General features: G+C 72.0%; 12 protein-coding genes, 1 pseudogene and 1 riboswitch. Of the genes and pseudogenes, 1 reads left to right on the forward strand and 12 read right to left on the reverse strand.

Annotation, left to right across the window (positions count from 1 at the left end; translation table 11 throughout):
* Positions 1 to 149: 149 nt before the first annotated feature.
* The 11 genes and pseudogenes from ACWDX7_RS23565 to ACWDX7_RS23615 form a co-directional block, all read right to left on the reverse strand.
* Positions 150 to 1,484: a class I SAM-dependent methyltransferase gene (locus ACWDX7_RS23565; protein WP_451493304.1), complete on the reverse strand. Its 1,335-nt coding sequence runs from the start codon at positions 1,482 to 1,484 to the stop codon at positions 150 to 152.
* 201 nt (positions 1,485 to 1,685) lie between these two features.
* Complete coding sequence (locus tag ACWDX7_RS23570) at positions 1,686 to 3,071, reverse strand: NAD(P)/FAD-dependent oxidoreductase (protein ID WP_451493303.1); 1,386 nt, start codon at positions 3,069 to 3,071, stop codon at positions 1,686 to 1,688.
* 474 nt (positions 3,072 to 3,545) lie between these two features.
* On the reverse strand, positions 3,546 to 4,487 hold the full coding sequence (locus tag ACWDX7_RS23575) for a Ppx/GppA phosphatase family protein (RefSeq protein ID WP_451493302.1): 942 nt from the start codon (positions 4,485 to 4,487) through the stop codon (positions 3,546 to 3,548).
* Positions 4,484 to 5,020: a DUF501 domain-containing protein gene (locus ACWDX7_RS23580; RefSeq protein WP_451493301.1), complete on the reverse strand. Its 537-nt coding sequence runs from the start codon at positions 5,018 to 5,020 to the stop codon at positions 4,484 to 4,486. Before ACWDX7_RS23580 ends, ACWDX7_RS23575 begins: the two co-directional genes overlap by 4 nt.
* 151 nt (positions 5,021 to 5,171) lie before the next feature.
* Positions 5,172 to 5,660 carry an FtsB family cell division protein gene (locus tag ACWDX7_RS23585; RefSeq protein WP_451493300.1) on the reverse strand — a complete coding sequence of 163 codons (489 nt, stop codon included), beginning with the start codon at positions 5,658 to 5,660 and terminating at the stop codon, positions 5,172 to 5,174.
* A 126-nt stretch (positions 5,661 to 5,786) separates the two neighbouring features.
* Positions 5,787 to 7,079: a phosphopyruvate hydratase gene (gene eno / locus ACWDX7_RS23590; RefSeq protein ID WP_451493299.1), complete on the reverse strand. Its 1,293-nt coding sequence runs from the start codon at positions 7,077 to 7,079 to the stop codon at positions 5,787 to 5,789.
* Between the two features lie 288 nt (positions 7,080 to 7,367).
* Positions 7,368 to 8,087, reverse strand: coding sequence for a transglycosylase family protein (locus ACWDX7_RS23595; protein ID WP_451493298.1), 720 nt, complete (start codon positions 8,085 to 8,087; stop codon positions 7,368 to 7,370).
* A gap of 3 nt (positions 8,088 to 8,090) precedes the next feature.
* A riboswitch (cyclic di-AMP (ydaO/yuaA leader) is annotated at positions 8,091 to 8,264 on the reverse strand.
* Positions 8,265 to 8,540: 276 nt separating this feature from the next.
* Positions 8,541 to 9,629: a transglycosylase family protein gene (locus tag ACWDX7_RS23600; RefSeq protein ID WP_451493297.1), complete on the reverse strand. Its 1,089-nt coding sequence runs from the start codon at positions 9,627 to 9,629 to the stop codon at positions 8,541 to 8,543.
* A gap of 92 nt (positions 9,630 to 9,721) precedes the next feature.
* On the reverse strand, positions 9,722 to 10,951 hold the full coding sequence (locus ACWDX7_RS23605) for a cytochrome P450 family protein (RefSeq protein ID WP_451493307.1): 1,230 nt from the start codon (positions 10,949 to 10,951) through the stop codon (positions 9,722 to 9,724).
* A 318-nt stretch (positions 10,952 to 11,269) separates the two neighbouring features.
* Positions 11,270 to 11,797 (reverse strand): annotated as a pseudogene (locus tag ACWDX7_RS23610) (response regulator); the annotation flags it as partial.
* Positions 11,695 to 11,922 (reverse strand): hypothetical protein, encoded by a 228-nt coding sequence (locus tag ACWDX7_RS23615; RefSeq protein WP_451493296.1) that lies wholly within the window; start codon positions 11,920 to 11,922, stop codon positions 11,695 to 11,697. The gene ACWDX7_RS23615 and the pseudogene ACWDX7_RS23610, both read right to left, overlap by 103 nt.
* A gap of 216 nt (positions 11,923 to 12,138) precedes the next feature.
* On the opposite strand from ACWDX7_RS23615, the gene ACWDX7_RS23620 reads away from it, so the two are divergent.
* Positions 12,139 to 12,555 carry a DUF4190 domain-containing protein gene (locus ACWDX7_RS23620; RefSeq protein WP_451493295.1) on the forward strand — a complete coding sequence of 139 codons (417 nt, stop codon included), beginning with the start codon at positions 12,139 to 12,141 and terminating at the stop codon, positions 12,553 to 12,555.
* Positions 12,556 to 12,646: 91 nt separating this feature from the next.
* Here ACWDX7_RS23620 and ACWDX7_RS23625 read toward each other — a convergent pair whose 3' ends face one another.
* Positions 12,647 to 13,741, reverse strand: coding sequence for a nucleoside triphosphate pyrophosphohydrolase (locus tag ACWDX7_RS23625; protein WP_451493294.1), 1,095 nt, complete (start codon positions 13,739 to 13,741; stop codon positions 12,647 to 12,649).
* Between the last annotated feature and the right edge of the window lie 21 nt (positions 13,742 to 13,762).

The raw sequence follows: 13,762 nt of genomic DNA on the forward strand, positions 1-13,762 counted from the left end.
CGCTCGGCTGGGAAACCCCAGCCGAGCGCCTGCATAAACTACTCGCAGCTTGATCAAACCAACCACGTGTTGCAACGACCGCTAGAAACCGCCCACGCCCCGGGGCCCCTCCGCTGTGCCCACGGCCTACGCGCCGCTGCCCGCACGTGCTACGCGCCGCCCCAGGTGCGCAGCCGCAACGGCAGCCCCGCGTCGCCGTCCGCCGCGGTCTTCACCGCGAGCACCTGGTTGACCCCGAGCCGGCCCCGCTCGAAGCCCAGCGCGGAGGCGGCCATGTACAGCCGCCAGACCCTGGCCCGCCCGGGCGAGGTCAGCCGTACGGCCTCCTCCCAGTGCTCCTCCAGCCGTGCCACCCAGGCCCGCAGGGTGAGCCCGTAGTGCTCGCGCAGCGCCTCGACGTCGCGGACCTCGAAGCCGGCCCGCTCCAGCTCGCCCACGGTGCTGCCCAGCGGGGACAGTTCGCCGTCGGGGAAGACGTAGGCGTCGATGAACGCGTCGATCCGGTACGTCTCCTCGTCCGGCTCGGGGCGCCGCGCGATCTGGTGGTTCAGCAGGCGGCCGCCGGGGCGCAACAGGGCGTACAGGGTGTGGGCGTATTCGCGGTAGCGGTCGGCTCCGACGTGTTCGGCCATGCCGATGGAGGAAACGGCGTCGTACGGAGCGTCCTTGACGTCCCGGTAGTCCTGGATCCGCAGCTCGACCCGGTCGGCGAGACCCTCCTCGGCGACGCGCTTGCGGGCGTACACGGCCTGCTCGCGCGAGAGGGTGATGCCGGTGACCTGGACGCCGTACTCCCGGGCGGCGTGCAGCGCCATGGAGCCCCAGCCGCAGCCCACGTCGAGGAGGCGGTCCCCGGGACCGAGCCCGAGCTTGCGGCAGACCAGGTCGAGCTTGTCCCGCTGGGCCTCCTCCAGGCTGGAGCCCGGTCTCCAGTAGGCGCAGGAGTACACCATCGAGGGGCCGAGCACGTAGCTGTAGAAGTCGTTGCCCACGTCGTAGTGGTGGCTGATGGCGCGGCGGTCGCGGCCGCGGGTGTGCCGGGGGCCGCCGGTCCTGGTGGCCTCCTCGGGCGGTGGCGCGGGTGCCCGCCAGGGCCGGGCCAGCGTCACCAGCTCCCGTACGGCGGCCCGCGCCTCGGCATCCCGCAGCAGGGGCAGCACCCCGGGCGGGCGCGGCCGGCCGGAGTCCGGACCGGAGCCGGCGGGGGGCCGGGCGTGGTGGTCCCAGAGCAGGCCGGCCACCCGGTCCAGCAGCTCGTACAGGTCGCCCTCGACCTCCACCTCGCCCGCCACCCACGCCCGGGCCAGGCCCAGTTCGCCGGGCTTCCACAGCATGCGGCGCAGCGCGCGGCGGTCGCGGACGATCAGGACGGGGCCCCCGGGCGGGCCCGCCTCGCTGCCGTCCCAGGCCCGGATCCTGACGGGCAGCGGGGCGCCCGTCAGGGTCTCGGCAAGAGCAGCCAGCCGCGGCGCGGCGTCGGTCATGGCGCACACCTCCAGAGAGCTCCGGCCAACACCTCTACCCATGGCGCAGACCGGATAAGCCGGAGGGGACGCCGAAGGGGCCGCCCGCACCACGGATGGCGGGCGGCCCCTTCGGGACGTACAGGTCGCGCGGGTCCGGCTCAGGGCCCCGGACGCCGGGCGCCGGGCCTTGCGGCCCTGGGCGCTACCGGGCGCGCCGGGTCAGGAGGCCTTGGCCTTCTGGGCCGGAGCCTGCGCGGCGGCCGGGGCCGGCGCGGGCTTGGCGGCCTCGTAGAACTCCTCGCGCGGGGTCTCCAGCGCACCGAGGGAGACGACCTCGCGCTTGAGGAACATGCCGAGGGTCCAGTCGGCGAAGACGCGGATCTTGCGGTTCCAGGTGGGCATCGCCATGCCGTGGTAACCACGGTGCATGTACCAGGCGAGCCGGCCCTTGAGCTTGATCTTCATCTTGCCCATGACGATCATCGCGACGCCCTTGTGGAGGCCGAGGCCCGCCACCGCACCCTTGTTGGAGTGGGCGTACTCGGACTGCGGGAAGCCGCGCATGCCCGAGATGACGTTGTCGCCGAGGACCTTGGCCTGGCGCAGCGCGTGCTGTGCGTTGGGCGGGCACCAGGCGTTCTCGACCCCGGCCTTGCGGGCGGCGATGTCCGGCACCTGGGCGTTGTCGCCGGCGGTCCAGATGTAGTCGGTGCCCTTGACCTGGAGGGTCGGCTCGGCGTCGACGTGGCCGCGCGGGCCCAGCGGCAGGCCGTAGCGGGCCAGGACCGGGTTGGGCTTGACGCCGGCGGTCCACACGAGGGTGTTGGAGTCGACCTCAAGGCCGTTCTTCAGCACCACGTGGCCGTCCACGCAGGAGTCCATGGAGGTGTTCAGGTAGATCTCGATGCCGCGCGACTCCAGGTGCTCCTTGCCCCAGGTGCCGAGCTTGGGCCCGACCTCGGGAAGGATCCTGTCGGCCGCGTCGACCAGGATGAAGCGCATGTCCTCGCGCTTGATGCTGGAGTAGTACTTCGCGGCGTCGCGGGCCATGTCCTCGACCTCGCCTATGGTCTCCGCGCCGGCGAAGCCGCCGCCCACGAAGACGAAGGTGAGGGCCTTGCGGCGGACGTTCTCGTCCGTCGTGGACTCGGCCTTGTCGAGCTGCTCCAGCACGTGGTTGCGCAGGCCGATGCCCTCTTCGACGCCCTTCATACCGATGCCCTGCTCGGCGAGGCCGGGGATCGGGAAGGTGCGGGAGACGGCGCCGAGCGCGATCACCAGGTAGTCGAAGGGCAGCTCGTACGCCTCGCCGACCAGCGGCGTGACGACGGCGACCTTGCGGTCCTGGTCGATGCTGGTGACCCGGCCGGTGAGGACCTCCGCCTTGGGCAGCACGCGTCGCAGCGGGACGACGACGTGCCGAGGCGAGATGCTGCCTGCGGCCACTTCGGGGAGGAAGGGCTGGTAGGTCATGTACGAGCGCGGGTCGACGACCGTGACGGTCGCCTCGCCGTAACGCATCTTCTTCATGATGCGCTTGGCTGCGTACAGGCCTACGTACCCGCCTCCTACAACGAGGATCCTGGGACGCTCCGTGGTGCTCATGGAACGAGTATCCAGCACCCCAGGGGGTGACGCTCGTGAGCCCCTTCACAAGCTATCGGGGACCCTCTGCTACACTCCGCCGCCCACGTGACCGAGGTCATGGCGCGGATGGGGAACCACGGTATAAGGGGAGTCGTTGTGCACCCGTCCTGAACTGGCACGCAAGGCCTGAAGAGGACTGGACCACCGCGATTCGTGGCTACCTCCGAGGAGCAAGCCACCGCTGCCGCAGTTCGTACGAGGGCCCCCCGAAGAGGCCCCGAGGGCACCCGGAGGCCCCTTTGTGGCCCCCAGTTGACCCAGCGGGCCCCTTTTCCTTGTGAAGAACTTCACGAACTTCGTCCGGCGGCCCGGCCGAGGGAGCCCGCCAGACCCCTGCCGGACCCCCTGAAGGCACGCAACTCCCCCTGTTTCGAAGGCCCCGGCCGCGCCGAGCCGTGCGACTCCGGGCAGCGCGCACCGCGCGCCGAGGAATCAGGCGGCGGACCAGGCGATGCCGTCGAGGATGTCGTGCTCGGAGACCACGACCTCGGTGGCTCCGATGCGTTCCATGACGGCCAGCAGGACCAGCGCGCCCGCGCCGATGACGTCCACGCGGCCCGGGTGCATCACGGGGATCGCCGCGCGTTCGGCGTGGGTCGCCGTCAGCATCCGCTCGCTGACCTCGCGGACCTTCTCGTAGGGGATCCGGGAGTGGTGGATGGCCTGCGAGTCGTACTCCGGCAGACCGAGGGCGATCGCCGCGACCGTGGTGACCGAGCCGGCCAGGCCGACCAGGGTGCGCGCCTCGGCCAGCGGGACCGTTTCGGCGGCCAGGTCCAGCGCCGCCTCGATGTCCGCCCGTATGGCGTCGACCTGCGCCCGCGTCGGCGGGTCGGTGACCCGGCCGTCCGCCACCAGGTGGCGCTCGGTCATCCGGACGCAGCCCACGTCCACCGAGCGGGCGGCCCGGACGTGGTCCTCGCCGACCACGAACTCGGTCGATCCGCCGCCGATGTCCACCACCAGGAACGGCTTCTCCAGATGATCGGTGCCCACCAGCTCCTTGGTGGCGCCGGTGAAGGAGAACTCCGCCTCCTGGTCACCCGAGATCACCTCCGGCTCGACGCCCAGGATGTCCTGGACGCCCCGGACGAAGTCCGCACGGTTCTCCGCGTCCCGGGAGGCGGAGGTCGCCACGAAGCGCACGCGCTCGGCGCCGTGCTCCTTGATGACGGCGGCGTACTCACGGCAGGCGGCGAAGGTGCGCTCCAGCGCCTCGGGGGCGAGGCGGCCGGTCTTGTCCACCCCCTGGCCGAGGCGGACGACGGTCATCCGCCGGTCCAGCTCGATCAGCTCGCCCGTCCGCGGCAAGCAGTCGGCGATGAGGAGGCGGATGGAGTTCGTACCGCAGTCGATGGCCGCGACCCTGGTCACTCGGCCTCCTCGCGCTCGGCGCACGGGGTGACGCAGGGGCCCTTGGCCCACCATTCCGGAAGCATCGCCAGCGCCTCGTCGCCGAACGGGTTCACACCCGGACCGGCGGCCAGCGAGTGGCCGACCAGCACGTGCAGGCACTTCACCCGGTCCGGCATGCCGCCGGCGCTCGGGAAGCCCTGGAGCACCTCGATGGCGTCCCGGCGCCGGATGTAGTCCTCGTGCGCGGCCTGGTAGGCGGCGGCGAGCTCCGGGTCCTCGGCGAGCCGGGCCTGCATCTCCTTCATCACGCCGTTGGCCTCCAGCGTGCCGATCGCGGAGGCCGCGCGCGGGCACGTCAGGTAGTACAGCGTGGGGAAGGGCGTGCCGTCGGGGAGCCGGGGGGCGGTCTCCACCACGTCCGGCTGGCCGCAGGGGCAGCGGTGCGCGATGGCGCGCAGTCCGCGCGGCGGGCGGCCGAGCTGCTGCTCGAACGCCGCGATGTCCGCGTCGGTCGGCTCGGTCCGGTCGGTCTGGGGCGGGGGCGTCTGCATGCCTGGAGGGGGTCTCTTCGTTCGCGGTTCTATGACGGATGGGTCTGGTTCGGGTGATCGGTCTCGTCGGCGGATGGTCTGGCGGACGGACGGATCTGATGCGGCGGTCGGGTCGGTCTGCAGGTGGGTCCGGTCGGCGGGTGGGTCGGGTTCAGTCGCCGGGGCGGTCGGCCTTGTCGACGCCGTCCCAGACGTTCGAGTACCAGGGCCGGTCGGAGCCGGCCTGGCCCCCGCGGTGGCGTTCCGCCGCCTCGGCCCCGGGGTCGGTCATGATGTAGCCGATCTCTCCGGGGCGCAGGAAGTGCAGGTGCTTGCGCGCCTGCTGCTCCGCGTAGGCATCGTCCTGCCAGCGGGCCTTCTCGTCCCGGAGCCGTTCGAGGCGGTCCTTCGCCGCGGCGGCGGCCCGCTGCTGCTCCGCGATCTCCGAGCGCTGGGAGACGTACTGGCGCATCGGATACGCCAGGGCGACGACCAGGGTACAGAGGACCAGCACGAGCAGGGCGGCCCGGCCGGTCAGCCGGCTGCGGCGGACCTGGCGGCGCGACTGCGAGCGGTAGACGTGGGCGGCGGTCCGCTCGCCGAGCTGCTTGAGCCTGGTCGCGGTGGAGAAGGTGGAGAACCGATCCCGGTTCCCGGCCATTGATCCCGCCTCCCCTGTGTACGCACTACGCAATACGTCCCCGCACACGGTACGGGACCGAGTGCGGGGACGTACGGAGGCCAGGCGCAGCCGGCAGGCCGAGCTCCCGGCCCTGGCCTTCGCCGATCAGTTCGCGGGGCGGAACCGGGGGAAGGCGGAGCGGCCGGCGTACACGGCGGCGTCGTCGAGGATCTCCTCGATGCGCAGCAGCTGGTTGTACTTGGCGACGCGGTCGGAGCGGGCCGGGGCGCCGGTCTTGATCTGACCGCAGTTCACCGCGACGGCGAGGTCGGCGATGGTGACGTCCTCGGTCTCGCCGGAGCGGTGCGACATCATGCACTTGAAGCCGTTGCGCTGGGCCATCTCGACGGCGTCCAGGGTCTCGGTCAGCGAACCGATCTGGTTCACCTTCACGAGCAGGGCGTTCGCGGAGCCCTCTTCGATACCGCGGGCCAGCCGCTCGGGGTTGGTGACGAAGAGGTCGTCGCCGACGATCTGGACCTTGGCGCCCAGGCGGTCGGTGATGTTCTTCCAGCCGGCCCAGTCGTCCTCGTACAGCGGGTCCTCGATGGAGACCAGCGGGTACGCGGAGACGAGCTCCTCGTAGTAGTCGGTCATCTCGGCGGCCGAGCGGGACTGGCCCTCGAACTGGTACTTGCCGTCCTTGTAGAACTCGGACGCGGCGACGTCGAGCGCGAGCGCGATGTCGCGGCCCGGGGTGTAGCCGGCCTCCTTGATGGCCTCGATGATGAGGTCCAGGGCGGCGCGGTTGGACTCCAGGTTCGGGGCGAAGCCGCCTTCGTCGCCCAAGCCGGTGGAGAGGCCCTTGGTCTTCAGCACCTTCTTGAGGGTGTGGTAGACCTCGGCACCCCAGCGCAGGGCCTCGGAGAAGGACTCCGCGCCGATCGGGGCGATCATGAACTCCTGGATGTCCACGTTGGAGTCGGCGTGCGACCCGCCGTTGAGGATGTTCATCATCGGAACGGGCAGCAGGTGCGCGTTCGGACCGCCGAGGTAGCGGAAGAGCGGCAGGTCCGAAGCCTCGGACGCGGCGTGCGCGACGGCGAGGGAGACGCCGAGGATGGCGTTGGCGCCGAGAGAGCCCTTGTTCTCGGTGCCGTCCAGGTCGAACATGGCCTGGTCGATCAGCCGCTGCTCGGTGGCGTCGTAGCCGACCAGCTCCGGGCCGATCTGCTCGATGACGGCGAGGACGGCCTTCTCGACACCCTTGCCCATGTAACGGTCGGGGTCACCGTCACGGAGTTCGATGGCCTCGAATGCACCGGTGGAGGCGCCGGACGGAACGGCAGCACGGCCGGTGCTGCCATCGTCGAGGCCCACCTCGACCTCGACCGTGGGGTTGCCTCGGGAGTCCAGGATTTCCCGGGCTACGACGACGTCGATGGACGGCACGAGCATCTCCTTCTGGGATGTGACGCTGGGTGTGCGGTGGCATCAGGCCATGGGACGGCCTTGCCGACTAGAGCCTAACCGGCCCGCGGCGATCAGCCCGCCGACCGCCCGGGTCCTGGGACGAAAAAGGGCACGAATACCCTTCTTCCAGGACATAGAGCTCGCGGTCCGTGCGGCTCTGCCCGGCGAACGCCACCGCCCGGCGCGTGGGGGGAGACGCGCCGGGCGGCGGGATTCTGCGTGGGCGGATGCACCACAGCGGCTAGGGCCGCGGCGGTGCTATGGCCGCGGTGTTCAGCTGAGCTTCAGCTTCTGACCCGGGAAGATCAGGTCGGCGTCCGAGACGATGTCCTTGTTCAGCTCGAAGAGCTTCTCCCAGCCGCCGTTGACGCCGTTGGCCTCGGCGATGGTGCCCAGGGTGTCGCCGGACTTGACCTCGTACGAGCCGTTGCCGGTCTTCGGGGCCTCCGTCTTCGGCTTGGCCGGGGCCGGGGCCGTCGAGCGCTCGGAGCGGGTGGTCGGGGCCTCGGAGCGCTTGGTCTCCTTCTTCGGCGCGGCCTTCTGCTCGGCCTTCTGCTCGGTCTTCTTCGGCGCGGCCTTGGGCTTGGCCGGGGCCTCGGCAGCGCCGCCGCCGGCATACGAGGAGTTCGACAGGCCGACGCCGCAGTGCGGCCAGGCGCCCTTGCCCTGGCCCTTGAGGACCTTCTCGGCGACGGCTATCTGCTGGGCCTTCGAGGCCTGGTTGGCCTGCGCGGCGTAGGACTTGCCGCCGTACGCGGCCCACGTGGAGGACGAGAACTGCAGGCCGCCGTAGTAGCCGTTGCCCGTGTTGATGGCCCAGTTGCCACCGGACTCGCACTGCGCGACGCGGTCCCACTCGGAGGCCGTGGCGGCGCTCGCGGTACCCGCGGTCATCAGGGGCGCCGCGACGGCGACGCCGGCGACACCGGCGAGCGTGACGATGCGGGCGGCCTTGGAGGCGCGGCGGTGCTTGCCCTTGCCAGAAAGCAGCATGGAGTTTCTCCTCACCGACGCCTACGAGGTGAGCTGTCGGGTTCGGGCGGATGAGTTGCCCGGCCGCGCGGCCTAGCGCGCGACTTAACCCCTAGCCGGTGGCGTGACCGTCTCTCGAACGGCCGCTCCCGGCGCCTACCTTGGTTCCCCCGCTCCTGCCTTCGGCGCTTGACGCGACGACTGTTCCCTCCGTCCGCCGGCAGGATTCGGCGATGCGGTCGAAGGAGCCCGCGGTGGCGGGCGATTCAGAAGGTAGCCAGGTCCCTCCCCGATGTTCAACGCGCGACATCGGGGAGAAACCACCCCTACTTGCGCCCTTCGCAAGGGTGTTTGCGCAGGTGAGGACCGGGTTTGCGGGAGCTCCGGGGCATGACACGCCAGTTGACCGGAAGAGACACATGTCTCACTTGCCGAAAACGGGCAATCGGACCTTTACGTGCGCCCGAAGTGCCCCTATTCCGCGGTTAGATCCAGATTCTGGCCGGGCTTGATCAAGTTGGCGTCTCCGCCGATGACCTGCTCATTGACCGAGTAGAGCGCGTTCCAGCCGCCCTCCAGTCCGTTGGCGTCCGCGATGGTCGCCAGAGTGTCGCCCGACTTGACCGTGTACGTGGGGGCCGACGCGGGATCAGACGCGAGGGGCAGCTCGACGGCGGGCGTACCTCGGTGCTTGCCGCCGGACCCGTCCGCGACGGGCGCCGGAGCGGTGGGCGCGGTCGGCGTGGGGGCGGCCGAGGCGTCCGGGGAGGGCTGGGCGGTGGGGGCGCCCGGGTCCGCCGGGGCGGTGGGGGCGCCGGGGGCCACCGGGGCGGTGGTCGGGTCGCCGGGCAGCACGGGCGGCGCCGGAGTCGCGGTGGGGTCCCCGGGGAGTACGGGGAGCACCGGAGCGGTCGTCGGGTCGCCGGGCAGCACGGGCGGCGCCGGAGCCGTGGTCGGGTCGTCCGGCGGCGGCATGACGGGCAGTCCGATGGACGGCGCGAGCGGGCCCTCGGGGGTCCCGTACGAGGGGCTCTCGGACGGACTGGGCGCGGCCGGGGTGGGGGCCCCGAAGTCCCGGGCGGGGGCGCCGGTGCCGGCGGAGGGCACGGCCTGGTCCGGGCGGGACGGGCTCGGGGCGATGGCACTGGTACCGCCGGGCAGGCCGGGGTCCACGGCGGCGGCGGGGCCCTGCTGGGTCAGCCCGGCGGACGCCGCGCACAGCGGCCACGCCTGCGGCCCCTGCGAGGCCAGCACCCGTTCGGCTACGGCGATCTGCTGGGAGCGGCTGGCCAGGTCGGGCCGCTCGGCGAAGTCGAGACCGCCGGCGCTGCGCCACTGCTCCTGGGTGAACTGGAGCCCGCCGTACGCGCCGCTGCCGAAGTTGGCGCTCCACGTACCCCCGCTCTCGCACTCGGCGACCTTGTCCCACGTGGAGGTGTCGGCGGCGGTGGCACTGGTGGCGGCGAGCAGTGGCAGGGCCAGCGCGGAGCCAGTGACTCCGGCTGTTACCACCAGCGCGGGGACCTGGCGGGGGCGTCTGTGGCGGCCGTTCCCGGAACGCATGAGGCTGTACCTTTCGCATAACGGCGGGGTAACGGCAGAACCTAGCGGCCTTCGAACGATTGTCACAAGTTCCGACAGGAACTGACTCGGAGTCAGTCGTTCCGCCTAGACCCATAAGGGGTGAAGCGGACGGGCAGCGTGCGCAGACCGCGCATGATGAGCCCGCCGCGCCAGCGCAGTTCGGACGGATCCACGGCCAGCTCCAGGTCCGGAAGGCGGGTCAGCAGCGTCGCGAGCGCGGTCTGCCCCTCCAGCCGGGCCAGCGGTGCGCCGAGGCAGTAGTGGATGCCGTGGCCGTAGCCGAGGTGCTGGTTGTCGGCGCGCGAGAGGTCGAGGGTGTCGGGGTCGGCGAACCGCTCGGGGTCCCGGTCTGCGGCGGCCAGGACCACCAGGACCGGCTCGCCGACCGCGATGTCCTGGCCCGCGAGGGTGAGCGGCTCGGTGGCGTACCGCCAGGTGGCCAGCTCCACGGGGCCGTCGTACCGCAGGAGTTCCTCGACGCCGGTGGCCAGCAGGTGGCTCTCGCCCGCCGCCAGGGAGCGTTGGAGCCGTCGGCGCTGGTCGGGATGACAAAAGAGGGCATAGAGCCCGTTACCCACCAGATTGACCGTGGTTTCAAAACCCGCGAAGAGGAGGATGAAGGCCATCGCGGTGGCCTCGCCCTCGGTCAGGTGGTCCCCGTGGTCGCTCGCCCGGATCAGGTCCGAGATCAGGTCATTGCCCAGATCGTCCCGTTTGCGGTGGATGAGCTCCCCCAGGTAGGTGCGCATCCGCTTCACCGAGCGCGCCACCCCGCCGCGCGGTCCGCCGCCGTGGCGGATCATCATGCCCGCCCAGTCCCGGAAGTCGTCCTGGTCCTCGCGCGGTACGCCGAGCATCTCGCAGATGGCGTAGATGGGGAGCGGGAAGGCGAAATCGTGGATGAGGTCCGCCTCCCCCTTCGCCTCGAACCGGTCGATGAGGTGGTCGGTGAGCTCTTGCACGCGCGGGGTGAACTCGGCGACACGGCGCGGAGTGAACGCCTTCGACACCAGCCGCCGCAGCCGGGTGTGGTCCGGCGGGTCGATGTTGAGCAGATGCGTCATCAGCTCGGCCTTGCGCTCCCCGGGGATCCCGGTCTTGCCCTTGGCGTGCGCCGACTCGGCGTGGTGGGCCGGATTCTTGCTGAGCCGCTGGTCGGCGAGGGCCTGGCGGGCATCGGCGTACCGGGTGACCAGCCACGCCTCGACCCCGCTGGGGAGCTTGGTGCGGTGCACGGGGGAGTTCTCGCGCAGCCAGGCGTAGGCCGGGTAGGGATCGGTCGCGAACTGCCAGTCGAACAGGGTCGGGCCCTGGGCGCCGGGCGTGGCGCCCGGAGGGTCGGCCGGGGGGTCGGCGGGGGTCGCCGGGGGTTCGGCCGGGGTCGCCGGGGGTTCGGCCGGGGTGGCCGGGGGTTCGGCCGGGGTGGCCGGGGGTTCGGCCGGGGTGGCGGCTGAGGCATCGGCCGGGGGGTCGGCGGGGGTCGCGGGGGTCTGCTCGTGCACCTGACGACCGTATCCCGATCTCAGAGGGCCGCCCCCTATGCGTGGTTCGTCGTGGATATCCGGAGATCTGCCTTCCCTTGACGGACAAGTCCGGTGTTCCCGCCTTCGGTTTTGTGCTCAGGCGGTCAGCCCCGCCCGGTGGGCCAGCAGGGCTGCCCGTACCCGGGTCGCCGATCCGGTCTTCTCCAGGATCGCGCCCACATGGGTCTTGACGGTGCCGATGCCGATGCCGAGCCGTTCGGCGATGTCGTGGTTGGACAGCCCCTGCCCGAGCATCGCCAGTACTCCCGGTCGCGGGCCGTGAGGCGGTCGAGCCCGTTGCCTTCCTCGGAAACGGGAGCTTGCGCCGCCGAGCCGTCCCCCCCGCAGCATGCGTGCGACCACCGCCCCGGTCACTCCCGGGGAGAGGGCCGCGTCCCCCGAGGCGGCGGCCCGTACCGCGCTGATCAGTTCCTGCGGCCCCTCGTCCTTGAGCAGAAAGCCGGTCGCCCCCTCCCGCAGGGTGCGCGGGACGTTCTCCTCGTCCCCGAAGGTCGTCAGCATCACCACCCGCGGCGCGGGGTCGAGGGCCAGCAGCGGGCCGATCGCGGCCAGTCCGTCACCCCCGGGCATCCGGATGCCGAGCAGTACGACATCGGGCCGCCGGTGTCCCTGCCCGGCGGCCCCAGGGCGCCCAGGGCCTGCCGCAGCTCCCGCATGGCGACCCCGGTGGTGAGCCGTACGAGCACCGCCTCCTCGCGCAGCTCGGGCGCCGACCGGTCCAGCGCCATTTCGAGCCCGCCTGACGGGACCGGGTCGGGCAGGGCGCCTGCCGCTCCGGGCGCTGCGCCTGCGGCCCGCCCAGGCTCAACGCCAGGGGCGGCAGGATCCGACCGCACGGGCGGGCGTGCAGGCGGGTTTGCGACCACGAGCCAGTGGTAGACGGGCTGAACACCCTTGCCAAACCGGGGTGTTGTCCGCCCGCAGCTCCATGAAGGGATCGTCCCATGTCCGACCCGCATCACTCCTCCGACGCTGCCGGCACCAGCGCTTACCCCGCCGCCTCTTCCCCGCACGGCACGAAGCGCAACGGTCTGGCCGTAGCCGCACTGATCACTGGCATCGCGTCGCTGCTGCTGCTGTGGCTCTGGTTCGTAGGCATCCCCCTGGCCCTGGTGGCCATAGGGCTTGGTATCGCTGCCCTGCGCAGAGCCCGCGGCGGTGCCGGAGGTCGCGGTATGGCCATCGCCGGACTCGTCCTGGGCGCCGTGACCGTGGTCATCGCCGGCATCATGGTGGCCATCGGAGTGTCCGTACTCAACTCCGATGAGGGCAAGGACCTGCGCGCCTGCCTCGACAAGGCCCAGACCCAGCAAGAGCAGCAGGCGTGCTCGAACCGCTTCAACGAGGACGTCAACGACTGACGCGGCCCCTCCGGCAGGTGTCCCGGGCCCGCGAGATCACCTTCCCGCGGGCCCTGCGGTCCTCTTCACGCGGTAACCCGCCCACAGGCGCCTACGCCCCTGCCGCGCCGACGCCCTCCGCCGCCCGGATCGCGTCCCGGTAGACGCGGGCCGCGGCGCGCAGTGCGGTCTCGGGGTCCACGCCCTGCGCCTCGGCGCGCGCCGCCAGCTCCAGCAGCTCGTACCCGATGCCCTCGCCGCGCGGCAGTTCCACGGGCAGGCCGCCCGCACGGACCCGGCCGGCGAGCTTGGCCGCGAGCGCGAGGCCGGGCTGGCCCAGCGGGATCCCGTCGGTGACCGACGCGCGCTGCTTCTCGACCGCCTTGGTGCGCTGCCAGTGCTCGTGGACGTCCTGCGGGGTGTGGGCCTCGGCGTCGCCGAAGACGTGCGGATGGCGGCGGATCAGCTTCTCCACCAGGGTCCCGGCCACGTCGTCGATGGAGAAGGCCCCATCGGCCGCGTCGGCGTCGGCATCCTCGTCCGCGTCCTCGGTGTCCTCGGTCTCCTCGGCTTCACCGCCGCCCTCCTCCGCGATCCGGGCGTGGAAGACCACCTGGAGCAGGACGTCGCCGAGCTCCTCGCGCAGCTCCTCCCGGTCCCCGGCCTCGATGGCCTCGACCAGCTCGTACGCCTCCTCGATCGCGTACTTGGCCAGGCCCCGATGGGTCTGGGCGGAGGTCCAGGGGCATTCGCGCCGGACCCGGTCCATGACCTGGACCAGGTCGAGCAGGCGCGCGCCCGGCAGATCGTACGATCCGGGCAGCAGTTCCAGGTCGGGCATGGAGACCCGCCCGGAGCCGGCGAGGCGCGCCAGCCCGTCGGTGAGCCGCTGGTCTCCCTCACCGCCCGGGAGCACCACGACGGTGCGCCCGCCCGCGCAGGCCTCGACGAGCGCGTGCGCGTCCGGGGTCTCGTAGGCGACCTCGATGCCCGCCTCGCGCAGGTACGGCAGCTGCGGGTGGCCGGGGTCGGCGCACAGCACCCGGTCCGCGGCGTGCAGGACCTGCCACGCCGGCCAGGACAGCACGCCGGGGGCGACCCGGTGGCTGGTGGTCAGCAGGACGATGCGGCCCGTGGGCTCGGCGGATACGGGCTCGGCGGGCGCGGGCTCGGCCGGGGCGGGCTCGGCGGATGCGTGGTCGGTCACCCTCCGAACCTACCTCCGCGG

Source organism: Streptomyces sp. NPDC003034, assembly GCF_053591375.1.

Coding starts and splice junctions, on each gene's coding strand:
- ACWDX7_RS23580 (WP_451493301.1), bottom strand. CDS start 5,020: ATGCAGACGCCCCCGCCCCAGACCGACCGGACCGAGCCGACCGACGCG.
- eno (WP_451493299.1), bottom strand. CDS start 7,079: ATGCTCGTGCCGTCCATCGACGTCGTCGTAGCCCGGGAAATCCTGGAC.
- ACWDX7_RS23595 (WP_451493298.1), bottom strand. CDS start 8,087: ATGCTGCTTTCTGGCAAGGGCAAGCACCGCCGCGCCTCCAAGGCCGCC.
- ACWDX7_RS23600 (WP_451493297.1), bottom strand. CDS start 9,629: ATGCGTTCCGGGAACGGCCGCCACAGACGCCCCCGCCAGGTCCCCGCG.
- ACWDX7_RS23565 (WP_451493304.1), bottom strand. CDS start 1,484: ATGACCGACGCCGCGCCGCGGCTGGCTGCTCTTGCCGAGACCCTGACG.
- ACWDX7_RS23620 (WP_451493295.1), top strand. CDS start 12,139: ATGTCCGACCCGCATCACTCCTCCGACGCTGCCGGCACCAGCGCTTAC.
- ACWDX7_RS23570 (WP_451493303.1), bottom strand. CDS start 3,071: ATGAGCACCACGGAGCGTCCCAGGATCCTCGTTGTAGGAGGCGGGTAC.
- ACWDX7_RS23615 (WP_451493296.1), bottom strand. CDS start 11,922: ATGGCGCTGGACCGGTCGGCGCCCGAGCTGCGCGAGGAGGCGGTGCTC.
- ACWDX7_RS23585 (WP_451493300.1), bottom strand. CDS start 5,660: ATGGCCGGGAACCGGGATCGGTTCTCCACCTTCTCCACCGCGACCAGG.